This window comes from Pseudomonas sp. R2-60-08W (assembly GCF_003852335.1).
Classification (GTDB): domain Bacteria; phylum Pseudomonadota; class Gammaproteobacteria; order Pseudomonadales; family Pseudomonadaceae; genus Aquipseudomonas.
In genome coordinates this window covers 5,584,760-5,610,209 of sequence record NZ_CP027731.1, presented here as the reverse complement: position 1 = coordinate 5,610,209, position 25,450 = coordinate 5,584,760, and the positions used below count along the sequence as shown (strand labels likewise).

General features: G+C 60.6%; 22 protein-coding genes and 1 pseudogene. 15 read left to right on the top strand and 8 right to left on the bottom strand.

The window, feature by feature from the left end; genetic code table 11:
• The first annotated feature begins 16 nt into the window (after nucleotides 1-16).
• Together C4J90_RS25760 and C4J90_RS25755 are read left to right on the top strand one after the other, a co-directional pair.
• Nucleotides 17-1,909, top strand: coding sequence for a cytochrome c/FTR1 family iron permease (locus C4J90_RS25760; protein ID WP_124421101.1), 1,893 nt, complete (start codon nucleotides 17-19; stop codon nucleotides 1,907-1,909).
• A 2-nt stretch (nucleotides 1,910-1,911) separates the two neighbouring features.
• The gene (locus C4J90_RS25755; RefSeq protein ID WP_124364923.1) at nucleotides 1,912-2,367 is read left to right on the top strand and encodes a YaiI/YqxD family protein; all 456 of its coding nucleotides are present in this window, start codon (nucleotides 1,912-1,914) and stop codon (nucleotides 2,365-2,367) included.
• 106 nt (nucleotides 2,368-2,473) lie between these two features.
• Here the strand turns inward: C4J90_RS25755 and elbB are convergent, their stop codons facing one another.
• Nucleotides 2,474-3,139, bottom strand: coding sequence for an isoprenoid biosynthesis glyoxalase ElbB (gene elbB, locus C4J90_RS25750; protein WP_124364922.1), 666 nt, complete (start codon nucleotides 3,137-3,139; stop codon nucleotides 2,474-2,476).
• A gap of 113 nt (nucleotides 3,140-3,252) precedes the next feature.
• Between elbB and C4J90_RS25745 the strand changes: the two genes are divergently transcribed.
• On the top strand, nucleotides 3,253-4,488 hold the full coding sequence (locus C4J90_RS25745) for a sterol desaturase family protein (RefSeq protein WP_124421100.1): 1,236 nt from the start codon (nucleotides 3,253-3,255) through the stop codon (nucleotides 4,486-4,488).
• On the opposite strand, the gene C4J90_RS25740 is transcribed toward C4J90_RS25745, so the two are convergent.
• A complete protein-coding gene (locus C4J90_RS25740; protein WP_124421099.1) occupies nucleotides 4,469-5,104 on the bottom strand; it encodes a DedA family protein in 636 nt (211 codons plus the stop codon). The genes C4J90_RS25745 and C4J90_RS25740 overlap by 20 nt on opposite strands.
• Nucleotides 5,105-5,312: 208 nt before the next feature.
• On the opposite strand from C4J90_RS25740, the pseudogene C4J90_RS25735 reads away from it, so the two are divergent.
• Nucleotides 5,313-5,561, top strand: a pseudogene (locus C4J90_RS25735) (porphobilinogen synthase); the annotation flags it as partial.
• Nucleotides 5,562-5,605: 44 nt separating this feature from the next.
• A complete protein-coding gene (gene ppk1, locus C4J90_RS25730; RefSeq protein ID WP_124364919.1) occupies nucleotides 5,606-7,828 on the top strand; it encodes a polyphosphate kinase 1 in 2,223 nt (740 codons plus the stop codon).
• A 138-nt stretch (nucleotides 7,829-7,966) separates the two neighbouring features.
• On the opposite strand, the gene ppx is transcribed toward ppk1, so the two are convergent.
• The gene (gene ppx, locus C4J90_RS25725) at nucleotides 7,967-9,469 is read right to left on the bottom strand and encodes an exopolyphosphatase (RefSeq protein ID WP_124364918.1); all 1,503 of its coding nucleotides are present in this window, start codon (nucleotides 9,467-9,469) and stop codon (nucleotides 7,967-7,969) included.
• Between the two features lie 482 nt (nucleotides 9,470-9,951).
• Between ppx and C4J90_RS25720 the strand changes: the two genes are divergently transcribed.
• The 4 genes from C4J90_RS25720 (at nucleotide 9,952) to C4J90_RS25705 (ending at nucleotide 14,466) form a co-directional block, all read left to right on the top strand.
• Nucleotides 9,952-10,608, top strand: coding sequence for a DUF1120 domain-containing protein (locus C4J90_RS25720; RefSeq protein WP_124415883.1), 657 nt, complete (start codon nucleotides 9,952-9,954; stop codon nucleotides 10,606-10,608).
• A gap of 136 nt (nucleotides 10,609-10,744) precedes the next feature.
• Nucleotides 10,745-11,428, top strand: a complete 684-nt coding sequence (locus C4J90_RS25715; RefSeq protein ID WP_218567459.1) for a fimbria/pilus chaperone family protein — start codon at nucleotides 10,745-10,747, stop codon at nucleotides 11,426-11,428.
• A 7-nt stretch (nucleotides 11,429-11,435) separates the two neighbouring features.
• Complete coding sequence (locus C4J90_RS25710) at nucleotides 11,436-13,937, top strand: fimbria/pilus outer membrane usher protein (protein WP_124421098.1); 2,502 nt, start codon at nucleotides 11,436-11,438, stop codon at nucleotides 13,935-13,937.
• Nucleotides 13,927-14,466 (top strand): hypothetical protein, encoded by a 540-nt coding sequence (locus tag C4J90_RS25705; RefSeq protein ID WP_124364915.1) that lies wholly within the window; start codon nucleotides 13,927-13,929, stop codon nucleotides 14,464-14,466. Before C4J90_RS25710 ends, C4J90_RS25705 begins: the two co-directional genes overlap by 11 nt.
• On the opposite strand, the gene C4J90_RS25700 is transcribed toward C4J90_RS25705, so the two are convergent.
• From C4J90_RS25700 to C4J90_RS25685, 4 genes are read right to left on the bottom strand one after another with little or no spacing between them, the layout of a single operon-like run.
• Nucleotides 14,438-15,175 carry an amino acid ABC transporter ATP-binding protein gene (locus C4J90_RS25700; RefSeq protein WP_124415881.1) on the bottom strand — a complete coding sequence of 246 codons (738 nt, stop codon included), beginning with the start codon at nucleotides 15,173-15,175 and terminating at the stop codon, nucleotides 14,438-14,440. The two genes, C4J90_RS25705 and C4J90_RS25700, sit on opposite strands and share 29 nt — an antisense overlap.
• Nucleotides 15,162-15,812, bottom strand: a complete 651-nt coding sequence (locus tag C4J90_RS25695) for an amino acid ABC transporter permease (protein WP_124372243.1) — start codon at nucleotides 15,810-15,812, stop codon at nucleotides 15,162-15,164. Before C4J90_RS25695 ends, C4J90_RS25700 begins: the two co-directional genes overlap by 14 nt.
• A complete protein-coding gene (locus C4J90_RS25690) occupies nucleotides 15,809-16,477 on the bottom strand; it encodes an amino acid ABC transporter permease (RefSeq protein WP_124364912.1) in 669 nt (222 codons plus the stop codon). The genes C4J90_RS25695 and C4J90_RS25690 overlap by 4 nt, the downstream gene beginning before the upstream one ends.
• Nucleotides 16,478-16,494: 17 nt before the next feature.
• Nucleotides 16,495-17,280: a transporter substrate-binding domain-containing protein gene (locus C4J90_RS25685; RefSeq protein WP_064454657.1), complete on the bottom strand. Its 786-nt coding sequence runs from the start codon at nucleotides 17,278-17,280 to the stop codon at nucleotides 16,495-16,497.
• Between the two features lie 254 nt (nucleotides 17,281-17,534).
• Here C4J90_RS25685 and C4J90_RS25680 point away from each other — a divergent pair, with 254 nt between their 5' ends.
• The 6 genes from C4J90_RS25680 (at nucleotide 17,535) to C4J90_RS25655 (ending at nucleotide 24,807) form a co-directional block, all read left to right on the top strand.
• Nucleotides 17,535-18,230, top strand: coding sequence for a FadR/GntR family transcriptional regulator (locus C4J90_RS25680; RefSeq protein WP_124364910.1), 696 nt, complete (start codon nucleotides 17,535-17,537; stop codon nucleotides 18,228-18,230).
• 120 nt (nucleotides 18,231-18,350) lie between these two features.
• Entirely contained in the window at nucleotides 18,351-18,680 is a 330-nt protein-coding gene (gene trxA, locus C4J90_RS25675) for a thioredoxin TrxA (RefSeq protein ID WP_124364909.1), read from the top strand.
• A 234-nt stretch (nucleotides 18,681-18,914) separates the two neighbouring features.
• Complete coding sequence (rho, locus tag C4J90_RS25670) at nucleotides 18,915-20,174, top strand: transcription termination factor Rho (RefSeq protein WP_003176825.1); 1,260 nt, start codon at nucleotides 18,915-18,917, stop codon at nucleotides 20,172-20,174.
• A 156-nt stretch (nucleotides 20,175-20,330) separates the two neighbouring features.
• Complete coding sequence (locus tag C4J90_RS25665; RefSeq protein ID WP_124421097.1) at nucleotides 20,331-22,313, top strand: acyltransferase family protein; 1,983 nt, start codon at nucleotides 20,331-20,333, stop codon at nucleotides 22,311-22,313.
• Nucleotides 22,314-22,372: 59 nt separating this feature from the next.
• Nucleotides 22,373-23,839: a 4-hydroxy-3-polyprenylbenzoate decarboxylase gene (gene ubiD, locus C4J90_RS25660; RefSeq protein WP_124364907.1), complete on the top strand. Its 1,467-nt coding sequence runs from the start codon at nucleotides 22,373-22,375 to the stop codon at nucleotides 23,837-23,839.
• A complete protein-coding gene (locus C4J90_RS25655) occupies nucleotides 23,839-24,807 on the top strand; it encodes a CDP-6-deoxy-delta-3,4-glucoseen reductase (protein ID WP_124364906.1) in 969 nt (322 codons plus the stop codon). The genes ubiD and C4J90_RS25655 overlap by 1 nt, the downstream gene beginning before the upstream one ends.
• Nucleotides 24,808-24,945: 138 nt before the next feature.
• Here C4J90_RS25655 and C4J90_RS25645 read toward each other — a convergent pair whose 3' ends face one another.
• Complete coding sequence (locus tag C4J90_RS25645) at nucleotides 24,946-25,428, bottom strand: sn-glycerol-3-phosphate transporter (RefSeq protein ID WP_124421096.1); 483 nt, start codon at nucleotides 25,426-25,428, stop codon at nucleotides 24,946-24,948.
• Nucleotides 25,429-25,450 lie beyond the last annotated feature (22 nt).

Here is a 25,450-nt window from a genome sequence, read left to right as displayed (position 1 = left end):
CACTTGAGATTCATTCATGACTGCCCCCTTCCGTTTTCTCGCCTGGCTGGTGCTGCCGGCGTTGATGTCGTGCAGCTTCAATCTGTTGGCCGCGACGGCCGAAGGCGCACCCCAGGCGTTGCATCTGCTTGACTACATTGGCGCCGACTATCCGCCCACTGTGGAGGCGGGCAAGGTGGTGGACGAATCGGAATTTCGCGAACAGGTGGAGTTCTTGGGCGTGTTGCAGGGTCTGGTTGCGCAACTGCCGGAAAAACCCGAACGCATCGAGTTGATCAAGGGCGTCGATGAGCTGCTCGCGGCAGTCACCGCCCATGCAGACGGCGCAACTGTCGCCCACCAGGCCCGTCAGTTGGGCGCCAGGCTGGCGGTGGCGTATGAAGTCAGCCAAGCGCCGGCGATCACTCCCGACCCTACGCGCGGTGCGCCGCTGTATGCCCAGCATTGTTCGGTGTGCCACGGCACGGCCGGCGCTGGCGATGGCCCGGCCGGCATGGGCATGACTCCGCCGCCCGCTAACCTGCGCGATGCCACGCGCCTGGATCGCCTGAGCCTCTACGCGATCTACAACACCCTGGGCCTGGGTGTCGAAGGCACCGACATGCCGTCCTTTGCCGATCAGTTGGATGACCGCCAGCGCTGGGACCTCGCCACCTACATCGCAGGTTTCACGGCTGACCCGGCTGCGGTCAACAGCGAGCACACCTTCAACCTGGCCGACCTGGCGCGCCAGACGCCCAACGAAGTACTGGCCGCAAATGGCCCGGCAGTGGCAGCGACCTTCCGCGCCCAACGCGCACAGCCGCCGCAGGTCAAGCGTGGTCCGGCACAGTTGCTCGACTACACCGCTGCCACCCTGGACAAAAGCCTGGCCGCGTTCCGTAACGGCGACCACGAACAAGCCTATGACTTGTCGGTAGCCGCTTACCTGGAAGGCTTCGAGCTGGTGGAAAGCTCGCTGGATAACGTCGACGCCAACGTGCGCAAAGACACCGAGAAGGCGCTGATGGCCTACCGCCAGTCCTTGCAGGACGGGCTGCCGATCGAACAGGTGCAACAGCGCCTGGACGCGGCCAAGGGCAAGCTCAGCGAGTCGGCCGGCTTGCTCGGCGGCGATGGCTTGAGCTGGTCGTTGAGCTACATCTCCGGTTTGTTGATCCTGCTGCGCGAAGGCCTGGAAGCGATCCTGGTGCTGGCCGCGATCCTGGCCTTCCTGCGTAACACCGGCCAGCAATCGGCGGTGCGCAGCGTCAACGTCGGCTGGGGCCTGGCGCTGTTGGCCGGCTTGGCTACCTGGGCGCTGGCGGCGTATGTGATTGATGTCAGCGGCGCCCAGCGTGAATTACTGGAAGGCTGCACGGCGCTGTTCGCCAGCGTGATGGTGCTGTGGCTGGGCGTATGGATGCACGACCGGCGTCACGCGGCGGCCTGGCAGGACTACATCAAAAGCAGCCTGGTGGGCGGTGGTGGGCGTTTCGGCTTTGCGCTGCTGGCCTTCTTCTCGGTGTACCGCGAGCTGTTCGAAGTGATCCTGTTCTACGAAACCCTGTGGCTGCAAGCCGGCCCTGCTGGGCACAACGCGGTGCTGGCGGGTGGCGCCACCGCATTGGTGCTGCTGGTGGGCCTGGCCTGGGTGATCCTGCGCGGTTCGGCGAAGTTGCCGTTGGCGCTGTTCTTCGGTATCAACGCCGCGCTGCTGTGCGCACTGTCGGTGGTGTTCGCCGGGCATGGCGTCAAAGCATTGCAGGAAGCGGGCGTCTTCGGCACGCGACCGGTGGCGTTCTTTGACTTCGACTGGCTGGGCATCCACGCCGATGCGTATTCGTTGAGTGCGCAGGCCGTGGCGATCCTGGCGATTGTGGTGCTGTATGGCCGCAGTCGCCTGGCCGAGAAGCGGGTGGCGGCATAGTCATGCGGGTGTGGATCGATGCGGACGCCTGCCCGCGGGCGGCCAAGGATCAGGTGGTGAAGTTCGCCCTCAAGCGCCAGTTTGACGTGGTGCTGGTGGCCGGCCAGAGCCAGATCAAACCCAGCTTTGCCTGTGTGAAGCTGATCGTGGTGCCCAGCGGCCCTGACGCGGCCGATGACTACCTGGTGGAGCACGCCATGCCGGGCGAGTTGGTGATCTGCAGCGATGTGCCCCTGGCGGACCGCCTGGTCAAGAAGGGTGTCACGGCCCTCGACCCGCGCGGCAAAGAGTTCAGCCCGGCGAACATGAGTGAGCGCCTGGCAGTGCGTAACCTGTTCACCGACTTGCGCGAGCAAGGCCAGATGGGCGGCGGGCCACCGCCGCACAGCGAGAAGGACAAACAGGCGTTCGCCAACGCGCTGGACCGCCTGCTTACCCGTTTGATGAAGCCTGTGTAGGAGCGAGCTTGCTCGCGAAGAACAGCAACGATAACGCGGGCACTCTGGATGAACGCGGCGCTCTCAGGTTCTTCGCGAGCAAGCTCGCTCCTACAGAAAGAGGGCGTTAGTCGTCTTCGTGGGTCAGTTCAAGCACCCGGTCCACGAGCTTGTTGATGCCCGACGCCACCTCGCTGATATTTTTGCCCAGCATATACGCCGGTGTACTCACCAACTTGCGTGCCTTGTCCTCGACGATATCTTCCACCGTGCATTCCTGGTGGGTAGCGCCCATTTTGTCCAAGGCCGCTGCGGTGTCGGTATCGTTGCCGATGGTGCAGATCACGCCCGGGCCGTAGATTTTTGCGGCCAGGGCCGGGGAAATGCAGATCAGCCCCACCGGCTTGCCCGCTTCGGCAAAGGCTTCCGCCAGCTCCAGCACCTGCGGATTGACGCTGCAGCCGGCGCCTTCCACTGCGAAATTCGACAGGTTCTTCGCCGCGCCAAACCCGCCCGGCACGATCAGCGCATCGAAGTCAGCCACGTTGGCCTCACGGATATCTTTCACCGCGCCTCGGGCGATGCGCGCTGACTCCACCAACACATTGCGCGATTCGGGCATTTCTTCGCCGGTAAGGTGGTTGATCACATGCAGTTGCGCAATATCTGGCGCAAAGCACTCCACCTGAGCGCCGCGCTGGTCCAGGCGCAGCAAGGTGATCACGCTTTCATGGATTTCTGCACCGTCGTACACGCCACAGCCGGAAAGGATCACTGCAATCTTTTTGCTCATGGGCATTTCTCCTGATTCATGGCGTTAAATGTCTACTAATTTGTAACCTGTTGCCAATGGGATCTCATGGGACTGCACTAATCTGATGTAACAAAAATAGACCGGACTAGCCCATGGACTTCGTGCCTTACGCGGTACCGTTTTTCATTGCCTTGATCGTGGTGGAGCTGCTGGCTGACCGCTGGCGCGGTGCGCGCAACTATCGAGTCGCCGACGCTATCAACAGCCTCAGCACCGGCGTGCTGTCTACCACCACCGGGTTACTGACCAAAGGCGTGGGTTTGCTTACCTATGCATTCGCCCTCAAGCACCTGGCGCTGATCGAATGGTCGGCCCAAAGCGTGTGGACCTGGGTGTGCGCCTTTGTGCTCTACGACTTCTGCTACTACTGGCTGCATCGCCTGGGCCATGAGCGCAATATCCTGTGGGCTGCGCACTCAGTGCACCACCAGAGCGAGGACTACAACCTCACCACCGCATTGCGTCAGACCAGTACCGGCTTTTTGTTGAGCTGGATCTTCTACCTGCCCCTGGCGGTGCTCGGTGTGCCGTTGGTGGTGTTCGTCAGTGTGGCTTCGCTCAACCTGCTGTATCAATTCTGGGTGCATACACGTCACGTGCCCAAGCTCGGCTGGTTCGAGGTGTTCTTCGTTACACCGTCCAATCATCGTGCCCACCACGCGCAGAACGCCCTCTACATGGATCGCAACTATGGCGGGGTGTTCATTTTTTGGGACCGGCTGTTCGGCACATTCCAGGAAGAGGACGACAACGAACCGGTGATCTTCGGCGTGACCACGCCCCTGGCCAGTTGGAATCCGCTGTGGGCGAACCTGCAGTTTTATGCGCAGTTGTGGAGCGATGCCCGTCGTACTGAGAACCGCTGGGACAAGCTGCGCATCTGGTTCATGCGCACTGGCTGGCGCCCTGCCGACGTGAAAGCCAGGTACCCGATGACCAAGCCGGACTTGGCCCAGTTCCGCAAATTCGAGGTGCCGCTGGATACGCGCCAGCAGGTCTACGTTGCCGTGCAGTTTGCGGCTTATGTGGGGTTTGGCAGTTATTTGATGAATTTCGCAGAAGGTCTGCCCACGGCGGCGCTGGTCGTGGGCTGGAGCGCGATGGCCCTGGGGCTGTTCACATTGGGGATCGCACTGGAGAATCGCCCGTGGGCGCTGAAGGCGGAAGGGGTGCGCCTGGGGCTGAATCTACCGTTGGTAGGGCTGGCCCCGTGGGTCGGGCTATGGCCGGCCAGCACGCTGGGCTGGCTGGCGCTGCTGAGCTACAGCCTGCTCAGCGTGATGGGCCTCTACTGCTGCAGAAGCCGGGTTACTCGCCTGGCGTCTTAGGGGGTTCGACCGGGGCGGGTTCGGCAGCGAGCCGGGCCTTGGCTTCGGCACACGCCACGCGGGCGATGCGGGCATTCTTGACGCGGCGTCGCAGCCACAGGCCCAAGCCCAGCACCAGCAAGGCGCCCAGCACCCACAGCTCGTATTTCTTGACACTGCCGAGCATGCCTTCGAGTACCGCGCCGAAATGATAGGCCGCAGCCCCTAGCGCAGCCGCCCATATCGCCGCACCGATACCGTTGAGGATCAAATACCGCAGAGGTGGGTAGCCGGACAGGCCAATCGCTACTGGCATCACCGTGCGCAAACCGTAGACGAACCGAAAGCTCAGCACCCAAATGTCCGGATGCTTGCGGATATGTTCCAGCGCCTTGTCGCCCATCAATTGCCAGCGCGGTTTGCGCGCCAGCAATTTGCGGCCGTGCTTGCGCCCCATGTAGTACCACAGTTGGTCGCCGGCGTAGCTGCCGAAAAAGGCAACGACCACTACCAGGTTGATATCCATGTATCCACGGAACGCCAGGAAGCCTGCGAGCACGAGGATGGTCTCGCCTTCGAAGAACGTGCCGAGGAAGAGGGCAAAGTAGCCGAAGTCATGCAGAAATTGTTGAAGCATGGTCTAGGGTGCTGGCGAAATGAACGCGCAGCCTACGCCTTCACGAAGATTCATGAAAGTATCGAGATGTGTCACGAAGTGAACAATTCCTACGCAAATGCCGAATGCGACTTCAGGTCGCATCGATAAGCACAACTGTCATTCATTCGTCATAATGGCCGCTTATAACTGCACCGCCCGCCCGTAAACGCGGGCTCAGGAGTCTGTCGTGAGCTTTACCCCCGCCAACCGGCTATTCCCCGCCACACGTCTGCGTCGCAACCGCCGTGATGATTTTTCTCGCCGTCTGGTACGTGAAAATGTACTGACGACGAATGATCTGATCCTGCCGGTATTCGTGCTGGACGGTGAAAATCGCCGGGAAGCGGTGGCCTCGATGCCGGGGGTGGAGCGCTTGAGCATTGACCTGCTGCTCGAAGAAGCCGCCCATTGGGTGGAACTGGGAATCCCGGCGCTGCCCAATTGCTTAGAGAGCAACCATAGCCCTCACAGGAACACTCGATGAATACCGAAGGACTTACAGACGTTGCCGTAAAAGACGCTCATCCGGTGGTTGAACAAGTCACCGAGACCCCGCCGGAGCTTGAGCCTGCCCCGCCTGTGGTGGCCGCCGAAGCGCCGGCGCCGGCGCCAGTGGCCGTGGTTACCAACCTGGATGACAGCAGCCTGTACATCCACCGCGAGCTGTCCCAACTGCAATTCAACATTCGCGTGCTGGAACAGGCGCTGGATGAGTCCTATCCGTTGCTGGAGCGGCTCAAGTTCCTGTTGATCTTCTCGAGCAACCTGGACGAGTTCTTCGAGATCCGCGTCGCCGGTCTCAAGAAGCAGATCACCTTCGCCCGTGAGCAAGCCGGTGCCGACGGCCTGCAACCGCACCAGGCCCTGGCGCGCATCAGCGAGCTGGTGCACGGCCATGTGGACCGCCAATACGCGATCCTCAACGATATCCTGCTGCCGGAACTGGAAAAACATCAGGTCCGCTTCATCCGTCGCCGTCACTGGACCGCCAAGATCAAGACCTGGGTGCGCCGTTACTTCCGTGACGAGATTTCACCGATCATCACCCCGATCGGCCTCGATCCGACGCACCCGTTCCCGTTGCTGGTGAACAAAAGCCTGAACTTCATCGTCGAGCTCGAAGGCATCGACGCCTTCGGCCGCGACTCGGGCCTTGCGATCATCCCGGCGCCGCGCCTGTTGCCACGAATCATCAAGGTACCCGAAGAAGTAGGGGGCGCTGGCGATAATTATGTATTCCTGTCGTCGATGATCCATGCGCACGCCGATGACCTGTTCCAGGGCATGAAGGTCAAGGGCTGCTACCAGTTCCGCCTGACCCGCAACGCCGACCTGGCGCTGGACTCCGAAGACGTCGAAGACTTGGCCCGTGCCCTGCGCGGAGAGCTGTTTTCGCGGCGCTACGGCGATGCGGTGCGCCTGGAAGTGGCGGATACCTGCCCGAAACACTTGTCGGACTACCTGCTCAAGCAGTTCAACCTGGCCGAATCCGAGCTGTACCAGGTCAATGGCCCGGTGAACCTGACGCGCCTGTTCAGCATCACCGGCCTGGACAGCCACCCGGAGCTGCAATACAAGCCGTTTACACCGCAAATCCCGAAACTGCTGCAAAACAGCGAGAACATCTTCAGCGTGGTGAGCAAGCAGGACATTCTGCTGTTGCACCCCTTCGAGTCGTTCACCCCGGTGGTCGACCTGTTGCGCCAGGCCGCCAAGGACCCGCACGTCCTGGCTGTGCGCCAGACGCTGTATCGCTCCGGCGCCAACTCGGAAATCGTCGATGCCCTGGTCGACGCTGCGCGTAACGGCAAGGAAGTCACGGTGGTGATCGAGCTGCGAGCGCGCTTCGATGAGGAGTCCAACCTGCAACTGGCCAGCCGCCTGCAAGCAGCCGGTGCGGTAGTGATCTATGGCGTGGTCGGCTTCAAGACCCACGCCAAGATGATGTTGATCCTGCGCCGCGAAGCCGGTGAAATCGTGCGTTACGCCCATTTGGGCACCGGCAACTACCACGCCGGCAACGCGAAGCTCTATACCGACTACAGCCTGCTGACGTCCGACGACGCCCTGTGCGAAGACGTCGGCAAGTTGTTCAGCCAGCTCATCGGTATGGGCAAGACCTTGCGCATGAAGAAGTTGCTGCACGCGCCGTTCACCCTGAAGAAGGGCATGCTCGACATGATTGCCCGCGAGACCCAGTTCGCCCTCGAGGGCAAGCCGGCGCACATCATCGCCAAATTCAACTCGCTGACCGATCCGAAGATCATCCGTGCGCTGTACAAGGCCAGCCAGTCGGGCGTGCGCATCGACCTGGTGGTCCGTGGCATGTGCTGCCTGCGCCCGGGCATTGTCGGCGTCTCGCATAACATCCATGTGCGCTCGATCATCGGCCGCTTCCTGGAGCACACGCGGGTGTTCTATTTCCTCAACGGTGGCGAAGAGCAGATGTTCCTCTCCAGCGCCGACTGGATGGAGCGCAACCTCGACAAACGCGTGGAGACCTGCTTCCCGGTGGAGGGCAAGAAGCTGGTCATGCGGGTCAAGAAGGAGCTGGAAAGCTACCTGACCGACAATACCCACAGCTGGAGCCTGCAGTCGGATGGGCGGTATGTGCGCAACACACCGACCGGCAACCAGAACCCGCGCAGTGCGCAGGCCACGTTGCTGGAGAAGCTGGGCAGCCCGATCCTGACGGTGAACTGAAACCCAACGCAGTCAAAAATGTGGGAGGGGGCTTGCTCCCGATAGCGGTGGGTCAGTCGATGAATCTGTTGACTGATACTCTGCTATCGGGAGCAAGCCCCCTCCCACATTTTGTTTTGCTGTGCTGTTTAGATCGGGTTAATGCAGGTTCAGGCTGAACCCCACCCGCGTCAGCCACTCCGCTTCCTGGGCGAAGTCCGCCTGGGTCAGCTGGTTTTCATCCAGCCAGCCTTTGGGGAACATCACTTCCAGGCTGTCGCCGTCGGCGCGCAGCTTCACCTGGGGCATTTCCTGGGTGCCACGGATGTGGTGGAACAGGATGGCAAAGCGCAACAGCGCGCACAGGCGAATCAGCTTGATGCCGTCTTTGCCGAACTCGGCAAATTTGTCCCTGGGAATATTGCGGCGGTGGCCGCGCACCAACAGCGCGAGCATCTGTTGGTCTTCCCGTGAGAACCCGGCCAGGTCCGAGTGTTCGATCAGGTAGGCGCCGTGCTTGTGGTAATGGTAATGGGCGATGTCCAGGCCCACCTCGTGCACCTTGGCGGCCCAGCCCAGCAGTTCACGCCATACGCCGTTTTGCAGGTCCCAGTCGTCGGCCACCTGGTCGAAGGCGTGCAGGGCTTTGCGCTCTACGCGCGCCGCTTGCTCCACGTCTACGTGGTAACGCTCCATCAACGAGCTGAGGGTGCGCTCACGCACATCTTCATGGTGATGGCGACCGAGCAGGTCATAGAGCACACCTTCGCGCAGGGCGCCGTCACAGTGGTCCATGCGTTGCAGTTCGAGGGCGTCGAAAATGGCTTCAAGAATCGCCAGGCCGGCGGGGAAGATGGCGCGGCGGTCAGGCTTGATGCCGTCGAAGTCGATCTTCTCGGCATCCCCCAGCTTGAACAGCTTGCGCTTGAGCCACGCCAGGCCTTCGGCATTCACCTCGCCGGTGCCATGGCCGCCGGCCTTGAGCGCCAGGCCGATGGCACGGATGGTGCCGGAAGAGCCGATGGCTTCATCCCAGCTCAGGCGGTGCAGGGCGTGTTCGATGCTCATGATCTCCAGCCGCGCCGCCGTGTAGGCCTGGGCATAGCGCGCCGGGGTGATCTTGCCGTCCTTGAAATAACGCTGCGTGTAGCTGACGCAGCCCATCTGCAGGCTTTCGCGCAGCAGGGGTTCGAAACGCTGGCCGATGATGAATTCGGTGCTGCCACCGCCAATGTCCGCCACCAGGCGTTTGCCCGGGGTGTCAGCCAGCGTATGGGAGACCCCGAGGTAAATCAGGCGTGCTTCCTCGCGACCGGAAATAACCTCTACCGGATGCCCGAGGATTTCCTCGGCGCGATGGATGAATTCGTTGCGGTTACGGGCTTCACGCAAGGCGTTGGTGCCCACTATTCGTACAGCGCCAGGCGGCATGCCGTTGATCAGTTGCGCAAAGCGCTTGAGGCAGTCGAGGCCGCGCTGCATGGACTCTTCATTGAGCTGGCGCTCGTCGTTGATCCCGGCAGCCAGTTGCACTTTCTCGCCGAGCCGCTCAAGGATGCGGATTTCACCGTTCTGGGCCTTGGCCACGACCATGTGAAAGCTGTTGGAGCCCAGGTCGATGGCAGCGATCAGGGACAGATTCTTGGCTTGGGATTGCGGCATGGTTTGGGGTCTCGGTCGATAACCTTGCCATCGTGCCACGATCGACCGCTGGAGCCAACGCGTTGTGCTTCGGTAATTTTTCTGCGGCTGTCTGTGGGGGTAATTTGTGAGATATGTAGGATGGCATCGAATGACAAGCGGGGAGTAGTGAATTAATTTTGTAGGAGTTTTAACTTTGCCTCGTAGTAAAGCCGCGTTTTGATTTTCCCTACAGGGCGCGTTTGATTATGTCATCGGGTATTTTGTTTTAGCCTACTTTTAAATTGGGTTTAAATGACCAGCAGGTTTTACAGTTCTCACATTAACCCAGGCGTTATCTGATTCTTTAATGAAGCACCAAGGCGACACACTGTCACCCGGCAATTTTGCCTTGGTGTTATTTATGTGTCGTTGTAGACATCCAGGAAGATAAACCGTTTGGCGATGGAGCCGCCAAGACGAACGTAGAGAGCACCTGATAACTTTCAAGTGACAGGTCGAATATGAAAAAAATTGTTGGATTGACCCTGGGTCTCGTTTGCCTGGCGGCAAACATTGGCGCACATGCTGCCACCAGCGCAGAACTGATCGTCAGGGGGGTCATCAAGCCCGCCGCCTGTAACCTCAGTATGAGCGGCGGGGGCATTATCAACTACGGCGATATTCCTTCGGGCCAACTGTCCCAGACGGCGTTTAACGCGCTCACCGAAAAAACCACGCCTATCACCGTCAGCTGTGGCAATACGCCTGCCCAGTTCGGGCTCAAATTTGTCGACCTGCAGGCCGGCAGCAAGGTAACGGGCATCCTCACTGCGCTCGGGGGTGGTTACACCGAGGCGAACAACTTCGGGTTGGGGACTGTGGCCGGCCGGAGAACGGGTGGCTTTGCCGTTACCCTCAGGGACCTGCGCTCGCCGACCGCAACACTGTTTCCGATCATGCGGATCAGCGCCGGCGCCTGGCAGAACAGTGATGGCAAAGTCGCACAATCGCCTAGCCAATATTCCTGGCGCAGCAGCACGGCCGCCACACCCGCCTCTATCAACCAGTTGACCGGGACGATTGCTGTGCGCGCGGTGATCAATAAAGGCCAGGACCTGGACCTGAGTCGTGACGTTACCCTTGATGGGCGCGCAACACTTGAATTGAGTTACATCTAAGCGACATAACAACAGTCGATCAAGAAACATGTGTTTCTGGTCGGCTGTTTTATAAGCGCGCCCGACGCTCAATAGTCAACTTCAAGGTTGTGGGGAACACAGAGTGCTTAGTCGTCCCGTAAGAAAGAGTACGCGTTTGTTATATGCACTGTTGCTCTTGTGCTTTGTCGGTGTTGCGGTGGCTGATGGTATGTTGCCGGAAACCACGGTCATTGTATTGAACGAAGAGCAGGGTGAAGCGACGATAAACATCAAGAATACCGACGCGGCTCCAGCGCTGCTGCATTCGGTAATAGAAAACATACCGGAAGATGTGGAACCGCTTTTGATCGTGACGCCGCCTATAGCGCGGGTGGAAGGGGGCGAAACGCAACTGGTGCGTTTCATCAGCACGTTGAAGGCCCCGTTGAAGACTCAGCGGCTCAAACGCGTGTCTTTCGAGGGCATTCCCCAGGCGCGTGCTGCGGGCGGTGCGACCATTGGTATCACCTTGCGGCAGAATTTGCCGCTGATCCTGCATCCCCAAGGCCTGCCGGTTCATCACGCGCCCTGGGAGCTGCTGAAGTGGCGACGTACAGGGCAACGTTTGACGGTCCACAACGATAGCGCTTATGTGGTGCGCATGGCTCCGCAGGTTCGGTTATTGCCACAGGGAGCCCTGGCTACGCTGCCGCGCACCTACATTTTGCCGGGCGAAGCGCTGGCGGTGAAGGTTGAAGGACCCTTGGAGGAACTGACTGATATAGAGATTCAGCCGGCCACGATCTACGGCTTTTCGGTAGAAAACTACCAGGCCCCGATCAATACCGACGGGGGTTGATCGACCCATGACAAACCTGTCGAGTCACCGAACCGGAGCTTTTTTATGGACCCGCCGACCCACGTTGCTCATGGGGATGGCAACACTGTGGAGCTTGCCTGGCGTTGCCCCTGCCTTGGAACTGGGCGAGGGCTTTGACCTAGCGGCACTGACCACGCATGGCATTGACCCGAAAGTCTCGGACTACTTCCGCACGGCGGCGCGCTTTCGCGAGGGCACCCAGGTGGTGGGGTTGAAAGTCAACGGCAACCCGCTCGGGTTGGTGGACGCCCAGTTCGATGCCACTGGGCAATTGTGCTTTACCCCGGCATTGCTGGACAAAGCCGGGTTGGTCAAACCCACTGCCATCGTCCGCAAAGGCGCCACTGCCGACCAGGCATGCCATGACTTTCTGGGGGAGTTTCCCACGACCATGGTGCGGCTGCGCCCTGGCAACGATGAAGTGGCGCTGGTGGTGCCCACCTCATCACTGCGCGAGCCGCAGTGGGAGGCCGGGGAGTTCGCCCGGGGCGGTGCGGCGGGCTTGTTCAACTATGATGTGCAGGGTTTCGACAGCCATTCGCGCAGTGGGAACAACCGGTTCGTGTCGGCTTACACCGAAGCGGGTTTCAACCTGGGAGATTGGATTCTTCGCAGTCGTCAAATCCATGTCTCCGATAACGGCGTGACGCACAACGAGCACCTGTATGCCTATGCGCAGCGGGATATCGCCGCGTTGCGCTCGACTTTCCAGGCGGGCCAGCTGTCCAGCAACAATCCGCTGTTTGGTGGCATCCAGCTGTCGGGTGTGCAGTTTTCCCCCGACGGCCAGTCGCGCGTGCCGGCGGGCAGCAATAACGCGGTGGTGGAAGGCCTGGCACACAGCCAGTCGCGGATTGAGGTGCGTCAGTCCGGTGTGTTGATCCACAGTACGCTGGTGCCCGAAGGGCCTTTCCGGCTGACCGGTTTGCCGCTGCTCAATGGCACAAGCGACCTTGAGGTCAGTGTGATCGATGTACGCGGGGGCCGACGTAGCTTCGTGGTGCCGGCGGCTTCGTTCGCCGGCGCCGCGCCGGCGGCACCCGGTTATTACTTGTCCCTCGGCAAACTACGTGAAGAGACGCAGGGCGAGGGGCCGTCGCCCGTCGTCGCCATGGGCAGCGGGACGTGGGGCCTGGGGCGCGACTCAACGGGTGGTTTCGGCTTGTTGAGTACCGACGAGTATTGGTCGGCAGGTGGCACGTTGAGCAGCGTGTTTTTCCAGCGAGTGTCGGTGGGCGCGCGTCATAACGTGTCCCGCGACAGCCGTCATGCCGTGTCCGGCTCACGCAGTAGCGTGTCCGTAAGCAGCCCGGTATCCGCCGACGTCGAGCTCAACCTCAGCGCAACCAGCCAGACCCGCGGCTATCGCGAGGTGATCGAGGCCGGCCGCCCGACGACGGCCGACGTGCTGGCGTCACGCTTCAAGAATCAATACACGGCGGGCGTGACATGGGTCGAACCCACCCTGGGTGCCTTCTCCCTGGGTTATACCCGTAGCGCTCAATTTGACGGGCAATCGAGCGAACACGTGTTCGCCTCATGGAACAAATCGTTTCGCTATGCCGATGTTGCGTTGATTGCCGACTCGCAGGTAGGCAGCACTCAGGCACGCCGCGACGCCACTCGGAATCGAAACCGGCGCGACACCGTGCTCGATGATGATTTGTCCTTGCGGTTGCAGGTCAGCGTGCCCCTGGGCGGTGATCGTCGTGTGAACAACTATATCAGCCGCCGTGGGGGGCAGTCCCGTGCCGGCACGGCGCTCACTGAACGGGTCAATGAGTATGTGAACTATGAAGTGGGCGTCGAGCGCGACCTCAGTGCGCAGGAGCAATCGATGCGCGGCCAGATAGACCTCACGCCGCGTTACACCCGAGTCGGTCTGGGTGTCAGTCGCGACCCGTTAGGCACCAGTTACACCGGGCAGCTGCAAGGTGGCGTGGTCGCTCATGAAGGTGGGATTACCTTCTCGCCCTACACGGTGCAGGACACGTTTGGTATTGCGTCGGTGGGCGACATTGGCTCTGCAAAAATCGACACCCCGCAGGGCCCGGTGTGGACTGACTTTACCGGCCAGGCGGTGCTTCCAGGCTTGCCTGCCTACACCAACAGCCATATCGAGGTGCAAACCCAGTCCTTGCCAAAGCGCGTTGACCTGAAGAACGGCACCCGTGTGCTCGCCGCAGGCCGCGGTTCCGTCAACACCGTGGCATTCGATGTGGTGAGCGTGCGCCGCATGCTGGTCAACGCCAGTGATGACCAAGGCCGGCCACTGCCTCAAGGGGCCGCGGTGTTCGGCAAGGGCGATCGTTTTCTGACCAGCGTAGTGGGCGAGGGCATGATCTTCCTGAACGACGTGAACGAGGTGCAAGACCTGAGGGTTTCATTGCCGGACTCTGCCAGTTGCCTGCTGAACATTCCATCCGGGGGCCAGCCTGATCATGACAAGTTCTTTGATACAACAGCGGCGGTGTGCCATGGGCGGTAAGTTTAAAAGCCTCGGCTGTGCACTGTTTTGCACGGTGTTGCTGGTTCAGGGGGCGCGGGCCGAAAACTGCCGGTTGTCCGTGAGCCAACCGCGTATCGACTACGGTGTCATTCGCAGGGAGGCGCTGGTGGAAAGCCCTACGGTGACGCTCGCCACGCGCACGCTGCAGCTCAACGTGTTGTGCGTCGAGCCGTCGGTGATGGCGTTGCGTTTTATCGGTGCCGCCGATGGGCAAGCATTTCGTTTTGGCCGACAGGGGCGGTTGCGGCTTAGCCTCAAGCATGCACAGGTGGATGGGCGTGCCGTCGACTGGGACCCGCCCGGCGGTGGTGCGGCTGGGCAGTTATTACCGGGCCAGGTCCTGACGGCACGCGTCGCAGGGAGGCCGGTAACAGGTCAGCGCTTGACCGCCCAGGTCGACATCGACACCGACCTGCCCGCCGAGGCGCTGCAAGTGCGAAGCCAGACGTCGCTGGAGGGGCAGGGTCGTTTTGAACTGGTCAGCCCGGCTGTTCCACTGAACCGATGAAGTTGGCGAGCTCAGGCGTTTGCGGGTTGGCAAACAGGACCTTGGGGTCGCCCACTTCATGCACCTTGCCTTGGTGCATGAACACCAGTTTGTCACCGACTTCCCGGGCGAAGCGCATTTCGTGGGTCACCATGATCAGCGTCATGCCATCTTTAGCCAGTTGGCGCACCACGCTGAGCACCTCATTGACCAATTCCGGGTCCAGGGCCGAGGTGATTTCGTCGCACAGCAGCACCTTGGGTGACATGGCCAGGGCGCGGGCTATGGCGACGCGCTGTTGCTGCCCACCGGACAGCCGGTCCGGAAAAGCGTCGAACTTTTCCCCCAGGCCGACCCGCTCCAGCATCTGCCTGGCCAACTGCGCGGCCTTGGCCTTGGACACCTTCTGCACCACTTGCGGGGCGAGCATGACGTTCTCGCCGACGGTCAGGTGCGGGAACAGGTTGAACTGCTGGAACACCATCCCGACCTTCTGCCGCAGGCTGCGCAGGTCGACGCGGGCGGCATCGAGGTATTCGCCATCGACTTCGATCACGCCGTCGTTGATCGACTCCAGGCCATTGAGGGTACGCAGCAAGGTGGATTTACCCGAGCCACTGCGGCCGATGATCGCCACCACCTGGCCTTCTTCAACGGTGAGGTCGATGCCCTTGAGTACGTGATGATCGCCGTAATACTTATGCAGGGCAGAAATTCTAAGCAGAGGCATGCAGTCTCCTTTCCAGGTAGCGCGCACTGAGGGACAAGGGGTAGCAGAGCAGGAAATAACCGAGGGCCACCAGGCCGTAGACCATGAAGGGTTCGAAGGTGGCGTTGGCGAGCATGCCGCCGGTCTTGGTCAGTTCGGTAAAGCCGATGATCGAAGTCACGGCGGTGCCTTTGACCACCTGCACCGAAAACCCCACGGTCGGCGCCACGGCAATGCGCAGGGCCTGGGGCAGGATCACGTAGCGCAGTTGTTCAAGAGGGTTGAGCGCCAGGCTGGCCGATGCCTCCCACTGCCCATGGGAAATAGAGTCAACGCAGCCGCGCCAGATTTCGGCCAGGTAGGCGCTGGTAAACAGGGTCAGGGCGATGGCCGCCGCCAGCCAGGGCGAAATATCCACCCCGAGCAATGCCACACCGAAAAACACCAGGAACAGTTGCATCAGCAGCGGCGTGCCCTGGAACAGTTCGATATAGGTGCGGGCGACGTTGCGCGGGAATGCCTTGTGACTGATGCGCATCGCCATCACCAGCAGGCCGATCACACCGCCGCCTATGAACGCCACCAGCGACAGCAACAGCGTCCATTGCAGGCCGGTGAGCAGGTTGCGCACGATGTCCCAGAAGGAAAAATCACTCATCGGCTGTTCCTCATCACATAGCGGCGGCCGATCCAGTTGAGCAACTGGCGAATCATCAACGCCATGCACAGGTACACCAGGGTGGTCAGGGCATAGGTCTCAAAGGCGCGGAAATTGCGCGACTGAATGAAGTTGGCGGCAAAGCTCAGCTCTTCGGTAGCGATCTGCGAACAGACTGCCGAGCCCAGCATCACGATGATGATCTGGCTGCTCAGGGCCGGCCACACCTTGCCCAGTGCCGGCAGCAGCACCACATGGCGAAACGCTTCGAAACGCGTCATGGCCAATGCCGCCGCAGCCTCCAGTTGCCCGCGCGGTATGGCTTGGATGCCGGCACGGATGATCTCCGTGGAGTAGGCCCCCAGGTTGATCACCATCGCCAGTACGGCAGCTTGCCATTCGGTGATTTTCAAGCCCAGGGACGGCAGGCCGAAGAAGATGAAAAACAGCTGCACCAGAAAGGGCGTGTTGCGGATCAACTCGACATACACGCCGAAGCACCAGGCGAACGGCTGAATCTTCCACGCCCGCACGACCGCACCGACGGTGCCCAGGGCCACTCCCAGGAGTGCGCCGATAGCCGTCAGCTCAAGGGTAAACAGGGCGCCGCGTAACAACAGGTCGGTGTTGGCCAGCACCGGTACAAAGTCGAATTGATACGCCATCAGTCAGCTCCGTCGCGTCACAGATCAGCCGGCAGCGGCTCTTTGAGCCACTGCATAGCGTTCTTTTCCAGGCTGCCATCAGCCTTCGCCGCGACCAGTATCTGGTTGACCTTCTCCAGCAATGCCGGCTCGTTCTTGTTCACACCCACGTACACCGGGGAGTCCTTGAGTTTCACCTTCAGCGCCGGTACGCGTTTCGGGTTGCGCTCGCTGATCGCCACCATCACCACGTTGCCGCTGGCGATCAGGTCGACCTGGCCGGCCAAGTAGGCGGCGATGGTCGAATTGTTGTCTTCAAAGCGCTTGATGGTCGCCTCTTTGGGCGCGACAGCCGTCAGCTCGATGTCCTCGATGGCGCCACGGGTCACGCTGATGGTCTTGCCCTTGAGGTCGTCGGTGGTGCTGATCGCCGCGTCAGGCGGGCCGAACACGGCGAGGTAGAAAGGCGCGTAGGCCTTGGAGAAATCGATGACTTTTTCGCGTTCGGGGTTCTTGCCCAGGCTGGAGATCACCAGGTCGACCTTGCCGGTGGTGAGGAAGGGGATGCGGTTGGTGCTATTGACCGGAGTCAGCTCCAGCTTGACCTTGAGCTGGTCGGCCAGCAGCTTGGCGGTGTCGATGTCCAGGCCGCGGGGTTTCATGTCGGGGCCCACCGAGCCGAACGGCGGGAAGTCCTGCGGCACGGCGACCTTGAGGGTGCCTCGGGCAACAATGTCGTCCAAACCGTTGGCCTGGGCGGGTGCCTGGCTCAGCATCAGGCTGGCAAACAGGGCAGTGAGCAGGGCGCTGTAGCGCTTGGTCATGGCAACTCTCCGAGAAGGGCGAAGGAATTTTCTGAGTTTGCCCAGTGCACAGCCCATGCCAGCGCTCATGGAATTGTCTGTAAGGCACGGATCCGTTGAGGTGGGATGGTCTTACTGGTCTGAACAGTCATTAAACTTTTCGCACCCTTTTCGAGCGCCATAAAAACCCCGCGAGCCCCTTTGGGGCGTGGCTTGCCGGCAGGCGTGAATAGCTTTACAACTAGTCGCTCAGTTGACTGGAACCTTGAGTTTTTATGAATTCCATCGCCCAAGCCGTACCGGAAGCGGCCCTGCAGGCCATCCGCAAACTGATCAAGGAGCAGGGTTTCGGGCCGGGCGATGCATTGCCCTCGCAACGCGATCTGGCGGTGCGGTTGGGCGTGAGCCGGGCATCGTTGCGTGAGGCGTTATCTTCCTTGAGCGCCTTGGGTGTGGTGAGTGTGCAGCCGGGCAAGGGCGTGTTTGTGCAGGCGCCGGACCCACCGTCCGAACTCGCCTGGCCGTTTGCGGCGCAGGCCACGCCGCTGGAGATCTTCCAACTGCGTTACGCCCTGGAAGGGTTCGCGGCAGGGTTGGCGGCGGTCACATTGACCACCGACGAGCTCGACAGCCTGGAAGACAATGTCGAGGCGATGCGCAAGGTGCTCAAAGCGGGTGACTTTGAAGCTGCCGCCCGTCTGGACTTCAAGTTTCACCAGCGCATCCTGCTGGCCAGCGGCAACCAGGCGATGGTGAGCATTCTGAGCGCCAGCGCCGATGTATTCCTGGAAAGCCAGAAACTACCGTTCATCCGGCCAGAGCGCGCCATGGAAACCTGGCAGGAGCATCGCAGGATTTTGCGTGCCCTGGCCCGGCGCACCAGTGCGGCGGCGCAGAAAACCATGCAGGAACATGTACGTAATGCCGCATTGCGCACGGGTATTGCCTTCGTCACACCTGTCGCGCCGTGAACCGGCGATATGCAAAGTCATGCGTCGCCATAGCAAGACTCAATCAGAGGCGGCTTCCTGAACGGGGGAAGGGCGGCTATGATGGGCAACGTTTTTTTTGCTTACATTCCGGAGACATCCATGAGCAACGATCTTATCAAGCACGTCACCGACGCGACCTTTGAGGCCGAAGTACTCAAGGCTGCCGGCCCGGTGCTGGTTGACTACTGGGCCGAATGGTGCGGCCCTTGCAAAATGATCGCTCCGGTCCTGGACGACATTGCAACCACTTATGACGGCAAGTTGACCATTGCCAAACTGAACATCGACGAGAACCAGGAAACCCCGGCCAAGCACGGCGTACGTGGTATCCCGACGTTGATGCTGTTCAAGAACGGCAACGTCGAAGCCACTAAAGTAGGCGCGCTGTCGAAGTCCCAGCTGCAAGCTTTCCTCGACGCCAACATCTAAGCGTCGCTAAAAAAGCCCCGAAAATCTCGGGGCTTTTTCGTAAAACAGGGCTAGACGCTCCGAAATTCAGGTGGTACATTCGGCCCCGCACTGGTTTCTCCACTGCCCCCTGCAAGCCGTCGCCGACGCATTCCTTTTCGATTAGTACGCGATCCTGTCGCCTTCTCTGCGGCGCGGCCTCATTAAGCCAAAAGCTTAATTTCCCCCCTCCATAAATGATTACGTCATTCCTATATGAATCTGACTGAACTCAAGCAAAAGCCGATTACCGACCTGCTCCAACTGGCCGAAGAAATGGGCATAGAAAATATGGCCCGTTCGCGCAAGCAGGACGTGATTTTCTCCCTGCTCAAGAAGCACGCGAAAAGCGGCGAGGAAATCTCCGGTGATGGCGTGCTGGAGATTCTCCAGGACGGCTTCGGCTTCCTCCGCTCCGCAGACGCTTCCTATCTTGCCGGCCCAGACGATATCTACGTCTCGCCGAGCCAGATCCGTCGCTTCAACTTGCGCACCGGCGACACCATCGTGGGCAAGATCCGCCCTCCGAAGGAAGGCGAGCGTTACTTCGCTCTGCTCAAGGTCGACACGATCAACTTCGATCGTCCAGAGAACGCGAAAAACAAGATTCTCTTCGAGAACCTGACCCCGCTGTTCCCGACCGTGCGCATGAAGATGGAAGCCGGCAACGGTTCCACCGAAGACTTGACCGGTCGTGTGATCGACCTGTGCGCCCCCATCGGCAAGGGCCAGCGTGGCCTGATCGTTGCGCCGCCGAAAGCCGGTAAAACGATCATGCTGCAAAACATTGCAGCGAACATTGCGCGTAACAATCCTGAAGTTCACCTGATCGTGCTGTTGATCGATGAGCGTCCGGAAGAAGTGACCGAAATGCAGCGCACCGTGCGTGGCGAAGTGGTTGCCTCAACGTTCGATGAACCGCCAACCCGCCACGTGCAGGTTGCCGAAATGGTGATCGAGAAGGCCAAGCGCCTGGTCGAGCACAAGAAAGACGTGGTGATCCTGCTCGACTCCATCACCCGTCTGGCCCGTGCCTACAACACCGTGATCCCGAGCTCCGGCAAGGTGTTGACCGGTGGTGTCGATGCCCACGCCCTGGAGAAGCCAAAGCGTTTCTTCGGCGCCGCGCGGAACATCGAAGAAGGCGGCTCGCTGACCATTATCGCCACCGCGCTGGTTGAAACCGGCTCGAAGATGGACGAAGTGATCTACGAAGAGTTCAAGGGTACCGGCAACATGGAACTGCCCCTGGACCGTCGTATCGCTGAAAAGCGTGTGTTCCCGGCCATCAACATCAACCGTTCCGGCACGCGCCGCGAAGAGTTGCTGACCGCCGACGACGAACTGCAGCGCATGTGGATCCTGCGCAAGCTGCTGCACCCGATGGACGAAGTGGCCGCCATCGAGTTCCTGATCGACAAGCTGAAAACCACCAAGACCAACGACGAGTTCTTCCTGTCGATGAAGCGCAAGTAACACCGCGTTTCAGGTCCGAAAAATGGCGCCCCAAGGGGGCGCCATTTTTTTTGCGTCGAGATTCATCGGGTTTTATGGCATAAGTGTCCGTTAAGTAACAAAAATTGTACGCGCGACTACGCTCACTCCTTTCGTCACAGACTGACCACAATTCTTATGACCACTCTTGCTTACCGCAGAGACATCGATGGCCTGCGTGCCATCGCTGTCCTCGCCGTCGTGTTGTTTCACTTCGGTGTTCCTGGCCTTACCGGCGGTTTCGTTGGCGTTGACGTCTTCTTCGTTATTTCCGGTTTTCTGATCACGTCCATTATCTGGCGCGAGCGCCAGGCCGGACGCTTCAGTTTCATTGATTTCTGGGCCCGTCGCGCACGGCGCATCCTGCCGGCGCTGTTTGTAATGATTGCAGCGACACTGGCGGTGGGCTGGTTCCTGTTGGCGCCCAAGGACTATGAGGAGTTGGGGCGGTCCGCGCACTATCAGGTGACCTTTACCTCAAATTTGCTGTTCGCGCGCCAGCATGGCTACTTTGATGCGTCCTCTGACATCAAGCCGCTGCTGCATACCTGGTCGCTGGCGGTAGAAGAGCAGTTCTATATTGTCTTCCCGCTGCTGCTCACGTTGCTTTCAAGCCGCCTGAAACACTGGCGCCTGGCGCTGTTCGCGGTGTTGCTGGGCTCCTTTGGCATGAGCGTCTGGGCGGTTGAGCATGAGCCGCAAAAAGCGTTTTTCCTGCTGCACCTGCGGGCCTGGGAGTTGTTGGCCGGCGCGATGCTGGCGGTGCTGCCCAAATATGAGTGGCGCGCCTCGCCCGCCCTGGCGCAAGGGGTCAGCCTGGCCTCCCTGGCACTGATTCTGATCGCCGTATTGGGTTACGACGCGAAAACCCCTTTCCCCGGAGCGACCGCGCTATTGCCGGTGCTAGGTGTGGTCGGGCTGATCTGGGCCAACGGGCAGCAACACACCTGGGTCGGACGCCTGTTGAGTACGCGGCTGATGGTCGGGATCGGGCTGATTTCCTATTCCTGGTACCTCTGGCATTGGCCGGTGTTCGTGTACGCCAACTATGCTGCGGTGGATGGCTTGAGCACCCTGGAATTGGCCGGGTTGATGCTGCTCTCGTTGGTGCTGGGCTACTTGTCCTGGCGCTTCGTGGAAACGCCGTTCCGGGAAAAGCGCTTGTTGGCCGCCCGCAAGGCAATTCTGGCGGCAGCCGTGGTCGGCATCCTGGGGCTGGGCTTTACGGGCCTTGCGATACGTGAATTCGACGGTGTGCCATCACGTTTGTCCGAACAGGCGCTGCGTTTTGCTCAGGCGAAAAAATGGAGCCCGGACCTGCTGGCGTGCATGGCTGACAAAGACACACCCGACGAGCGGTTGTTCTGCCACTTTGGTCCGCCAACCCAGTCCGTCTCGGCGCTGGTATGGGGTGACAGCCATGCTACCGCGCTGATTCCGGCACTCAAAGAGGGCGCTGATCGCCACGATATCAGCTTGGTTGAAGCCAGCTTCGCGGGGTGTATTCCGTTGGATGGCCTGGAGAATATTACCCGGTGCGCGCATTTCAACCGTCGCGTCGAGAAGGCGATGGCCGAGAAAAAATTCAGCGATGTGGTGCTGGCGGCGCGCTGGAGCCTGTATGTCTATGGGCAAATGTCGGGCGATAAAGAGCATGCGCTCAAGGACCCCAGCACTGGCAAGTATGTGCGTGCTGTCGCCGAGCAGCGCTTTGCCCAGGGCCTGCGGGAACGCATCCAGGCGCTGCGCGCCGCCGGGCATAAGGTCTGGCTGGTCAAGGAGGTGCCGCTGCAGGAAATCATCGTGCCTTACCGCCTCAGTCGCCTGGCGATGATGAACCGGCCGGTGGACGGTGAAGGGCTTGCCGTGGCCGAGCATGTGAAGCGCCAGGCCTTTATTACCCAGCTGTTTGACGAGCTGGCGGCGGCCGACAGCGGTGTCAGGGTGCTGGACCCCGCGCCCTTGCTGTGCGGCATCGACGGCTTGTGCCGGGTGGAACTCAATGGCCGCGCGCTGTACACCGACGATAACCACCTTTCCGACGTAGGCGCGCGGCACATCGAGGCCTTCCTGGAGCCGCTGTTCAGATCGCTGCAATCACGGGGGTTGACGGCCAATTAAGCTGCCAGCCGCCTCTAGAGCAGGTAGGATGTACGCCTATTTTACGGGTGGCATGGTTAATGAAATTCAAGGATCTTCGGGATTTCGTGCAGCAACTTGAGCAGCGCGGAGAGTTGAAACGTATCCAGATGCCGATTTCACCGGTACTGGAAATGACTGAGATTTGCGACCGCACCTTGCGCAACAAGGGCCCGGCGCTGCTGTTCGAGAACCCGACCGGCTTTGACATCCCGGTGCTCGGCAACCTGTTCGGCACCCCCGAACGCGTCGCCTTTGGCATGGGCGCCGAGGCGGTCAGCGAGCTGCGCGAGATCGGCAAGCTGCTGGCCTTCCTCAAGGAGCCCGAGCCGCCCAAAGGCTTGAAGGACGCCTGGTCGAAGCTGCCGATCTTTCGCAAGATCATTGCCATGGCGCCCAAGGTGGTCAAGGACGCGGTGTGCCAGGAAGTAATCATCGAAGGCGATGACGTCGACCTGGCCATGCTCCCGGTGCAGACCTGCTGGCCCGGCGATGTCGGCCCGCTGATCACCTGGGGCCTGACCGTCACCAAGGGCCCGAACAAGGACCGCCAGAACCTCGGCATCTACCGTCAGCAAGTGATCGGCCGCAATAAAGTGATTATGCGCTGGCTGAGCCACCGTGGCGGCGCCCTGGACTTTCGCGAGTGGTGTGAAAAGCATCCGGGCCAGCCGTTCCCGGTGTCCGTGGCCCTCGGCGCCGACCCTGCCACCATCCTGGGCGCCGTGACGCCAGTGCCGGACAGCCTGTCCGAATACGCCTTTGCCGGCCTGCTGCGCGGCAACCGCACCGAATTGGTGAAGTGCCGTGGTAATGACCTGCAAGTGCCAGCCACCGCCGAAATCATCCTCGAGGGTGTGATTCACCCCGGTGAGATGGCCGATGAAGGGCCTTACGGTGACCACACGGGTTATTACAACGAAGTCGACAGCTTTCCGGTGTTCACCGTCGAGCGCATCACCCATCGGATCAAACCGATCTACCACAGCACCTACACCGGCCGGCCACCAGACGAGCCGGCCATTCTCGGCGTGGCGCTGAACGAAGTGTTCGTGCCTATCCTGCAAAAGCAGTTTCCGGAAATCACCGACTTCTACCTGCCGCCGGAAGGTTGCTCGTACCGCATGGCCATCGTCACCATGAAGAAGTCGTATCCGGGCCATGCCAAGCGGGTAATGCTGGGCGTGTGGTCGTTTTTACGACAATTCATGTACACCAAGTTCGTTATCGTCACCGACGACGACATCAATGCCCGCGACTGGAATGACGTGATCTGGGCCATTACCACGCGCATGGACCCCAAGCGCGACACGGTAATGATCGACAACACGCCAATCGATTACCTCGATTTTGCCTCGCCGGTGTCGGGCCTTGGATCGAAAATGGGCCTGGATGCCACTCACAAATGGCCGGGTGAAACCACCCGCGAGTGGGGCCGGGTGATCGTCAAGGATGACGCAGTGACTGCTCGCGTCGATGCAATCTGGAAAGAATTGGGAATAGATTGATGCGTGTAACCTTGCAACCTTCCGGCGCGGTCCTGGAACTGGACCCTGGCGAACGAATTCTCGACGGCGCGCGCCGCCTCGGCTACGAATGCCCGCAGGCCTGTCGCAACGGCGTCTGCCACGTGTGCGCGGCGCTGCTGGTGGAGGGCCGGGTGCAGCAGGCGGGAGAGGTGCGTGACCATGGTGAGTTCTACACCTGCATCGCCGAGCCGTTGGAAGATTGTATTGTCTTGTGGGATGGCGTGCTGGCGCCGGGAGAGCTGCCGTTGCGCAAGTTGTCGTGCCAATTGAGCGAATGCGTGGAAGTCGGCGGCGATGTATGGCGCGTGCGCCTGCGCGCTCCGGCGGGCAAGGCCGTGCGCTACCACGCCGGGCAATACCTGATGATCGAACGTGAGAACGGCGAGAAGTCGGCGTTTTCCCTGGCCTCGGCGCCTCACTGTGGACGCGAGCTGGAACTGCACGTACTGGCCCGCGAAGACAGCGCACGCAACCTGCTGGACCAGCTCCAGCGCAATCAGATGGCCCGCATCGAACTGCCGTTCGGTGACACTCACCTGGCCCAGTTGCCGGACGGGCCGCTGGTGCTGATCGCCGCTGGCACCGGCATGGCTCAGATGCACAGCCTGATCGAGCATTGCCGGGCTTCGGGCTTCAAGCACCCGGTGCACCTGTACTGGGGCGTGCGTCGCCCAGAAGACTTCTACGAGATCGAGCACTGGGATCAGTGGCGGCAACTGCCCAACCTGTTCCTGCACAAAGTCGTCAGTGACCTGTGCGGTTGGGAAGGACGTTGCGGGTTGCTGCATGAAGCCGTGTGCGAAGACATTGCCGACCTTAAGGCCGTGCATGTGTACGCCAGTGGATCACCGGCGATGATCTACGGCACGCTGGATGCATTGGTCGACGCCGGTATGGATGCGCACCAGATGCGCGCTGACGTGTTTGCCTATGCTCCGAGGCCTTGAGCAAATCACACCATCAGGGTAAACAGCCGATCAACCTGTGGGAGTGGGCTTGCCCGCGATTGCAATGGATCGGTTTACAAATAGGTCGACTGACACAGCGCATTCGTGAGCAAACCAGCGCGCATGGCCCTTGCCCGCTCAGAATTGTAACCCCGTCGTCACCATTACCGCATTGAACCCCAGCAGCACCACTTCCGCCGCCACTGGCCCGTAATACGCGCCCAAGGACGGAATGATCACTGGCGCCACGCCGTAACGGTTCAGTGGGATCTTGTCGCGGTATTTGCCGCGATAACCTTGGATCGCTCCGCCCGTGACCTTCAGGTACACCGGGTACTCAGCCATGTCATAGCGCTTGCCCGCATAGGCGTAGTACGAACGCTGGCGGAATGAGTTGCGAAACGTCGCCCCGCCATACACGGAACCAGAAGCGTCGTTGCGCTCCAGGCCGATCAGGTCCTGGTTATTGTTGTGCTCCGGGTCCGGCGCGAAATGCCGGGTATAGACGCTGGTCTGGGCGTACCAAAAGCCTTTGTCGTCCTCGGCAGCCAACCTTTCGCCAGCCAATGCCGTGCTGGCTTGGGCGAGGAGTAACAGGCCAGGCAATCGAAATTTCTTCATGGGGGGCGACCTCGATAGTCGG

Bases quoted from the DNA above. Each gene is read 5' to 3' on its own strand.
- C4J90_RS25760 (WP_124421101.1), top strand. From the start codon at position 17: ATGACTGCCCCCTTCCGTTTTCTCGCCTGGCTGGTGCTGCCGGCGTTG.
- C4J90_RS25755 (WP_124364923.1), top strand. From the start codon at position 1,912: ATGCGGGTGTGGATCGATGCGGACGCCTGCCCGCGGGCGGCCAAGGAT.
- elbB (WP_124364922.1), bottom strand. From the start codon at position 3,139: ATGAGCAAAAAGATTGCAGTGATCCTTTCCGGCTGTGGCGTGTACGAC.
- C4J90_RS25745 (WP_124421100.1), top strand. From the start codon at position 3,253: ATGGACTTCGTGCCTTACGCGGTACCGTTTTTCATTGCCTTGATCGTG.
- C4J90_RS25740 (WP_124421099.1), bottom strand. From the start codon at position 5,104: ATGCTTCAACAATTTCTGCATGACTTCGGCTACTTTGCCCTCTTCCTC.
- ppk1 (WP_124364919.1), top strand. From the start codon at position 5,606: ATGAATACCGAAGGACTTACAGACGTTGCCGTAAAAGACGCTCATCCG.
- ppx (WP_124364918.1), bottom strand. From the start codon at position 9,469: ATGCCGCAATCCCAAGCCAAGAATCTGTCCCTGATCGCTGCCATCGAC.
- C4J90_RS25720 (WP_124415883.1), top strand. From the start codon at position 9,952: ATGAAAAAAATTGTTGGATTGACCCTGGGTCTCGTTTGCCTGGCGGCA.
- C4J90_RS25710 (WP_124421098.1), top strand. From the start codon at position 11,436: ATGACAAACCTGTCGAGTCACCGAACCGGAGCTTTTTTATGGACCCGC.
- C4J90_RS25705 (WP_124364915.1), top strand. From the start codon at position 13,927: ATGGGCGGTAAGTTTAAAAGCCTCGGCTGTGCACTGTTTTGCACGGTG.
- C4J90_RS25700 (WP_124415881.1), bottom strand. From the start codon at position 15,175: ATGCCTCTGCTTAGAATTTCTGCCCTGCATAAGTATTACGGCGATCAT.
- C4J90_RS25695 (WP_124372243.1), bottom strand. From the start codon at position 15,812: ATGAGTGATTTTTCCTTCTGGGACATCGTGCGCAACCTGCTCACCGGC.
- C4J90_RS25690 (WP_124364912.1), bottom strand. From the start codon at position 16,477: ATGGCGTATCAATTCGACTTTGTACCGGTGCTGGCCAACACCGACCTG.
- C4J90_RS25685 (WP_064454657.1), bottom strand. From the start codon at position 17,280: ATGACCAAGCGCTACAGCGCCCTGCTCACTGCCCTGTTTGCCAGCCTG.
- C4J90_RS25680 (WP_124364910.1), top strand. From the start codon at position 17,535: ATGAATTCCATCGCCCAAGCCGTACCGGAAGCGGCCCTGCAGGCCATC.
- trxA (WP_124364909.1), top strand. From the start codon at position 18,351: ATGAGCAACGATCTTATCAAGCACGTCACCGACGCGACCTTTGAGGCC.
- rho (WP_003176825.1), top strand. From the start codon at position 18,915: ATGAATCTGACTGAACTCAAGCAAAAGCCGATTACCGACCTGCTCCAA.
- C4J90_RS25665 (WP_124421097.1), top strand. From the start codon at position 20,331: ATGACCACTCTTGCTTACCGCAGAGACATCGATGGCCTGCGTGCCATC.
- ubiD (WP_124364907.1), top strand. From the start codon at position 22,373: ATGAAATTCAAGGATCTTCGGGATTTCGTGCAGCAACTTGAGCAGCGC.
- C4J90_RS25655 (WP_124364906.1), top strand. From the start codon at position 23,839: ATGCGTGTAACCTTGCAACCTTCCGGCGCGGTCCTGGAACTGGACCCT.
- C4J90_RS25645 (WP_124421096.1), bottom strand. From the start codon at position 25,428: ATGAAGAAATTTCGATTGCCTGGCCTGTTACTCCTCGCCCAAGCCAGC.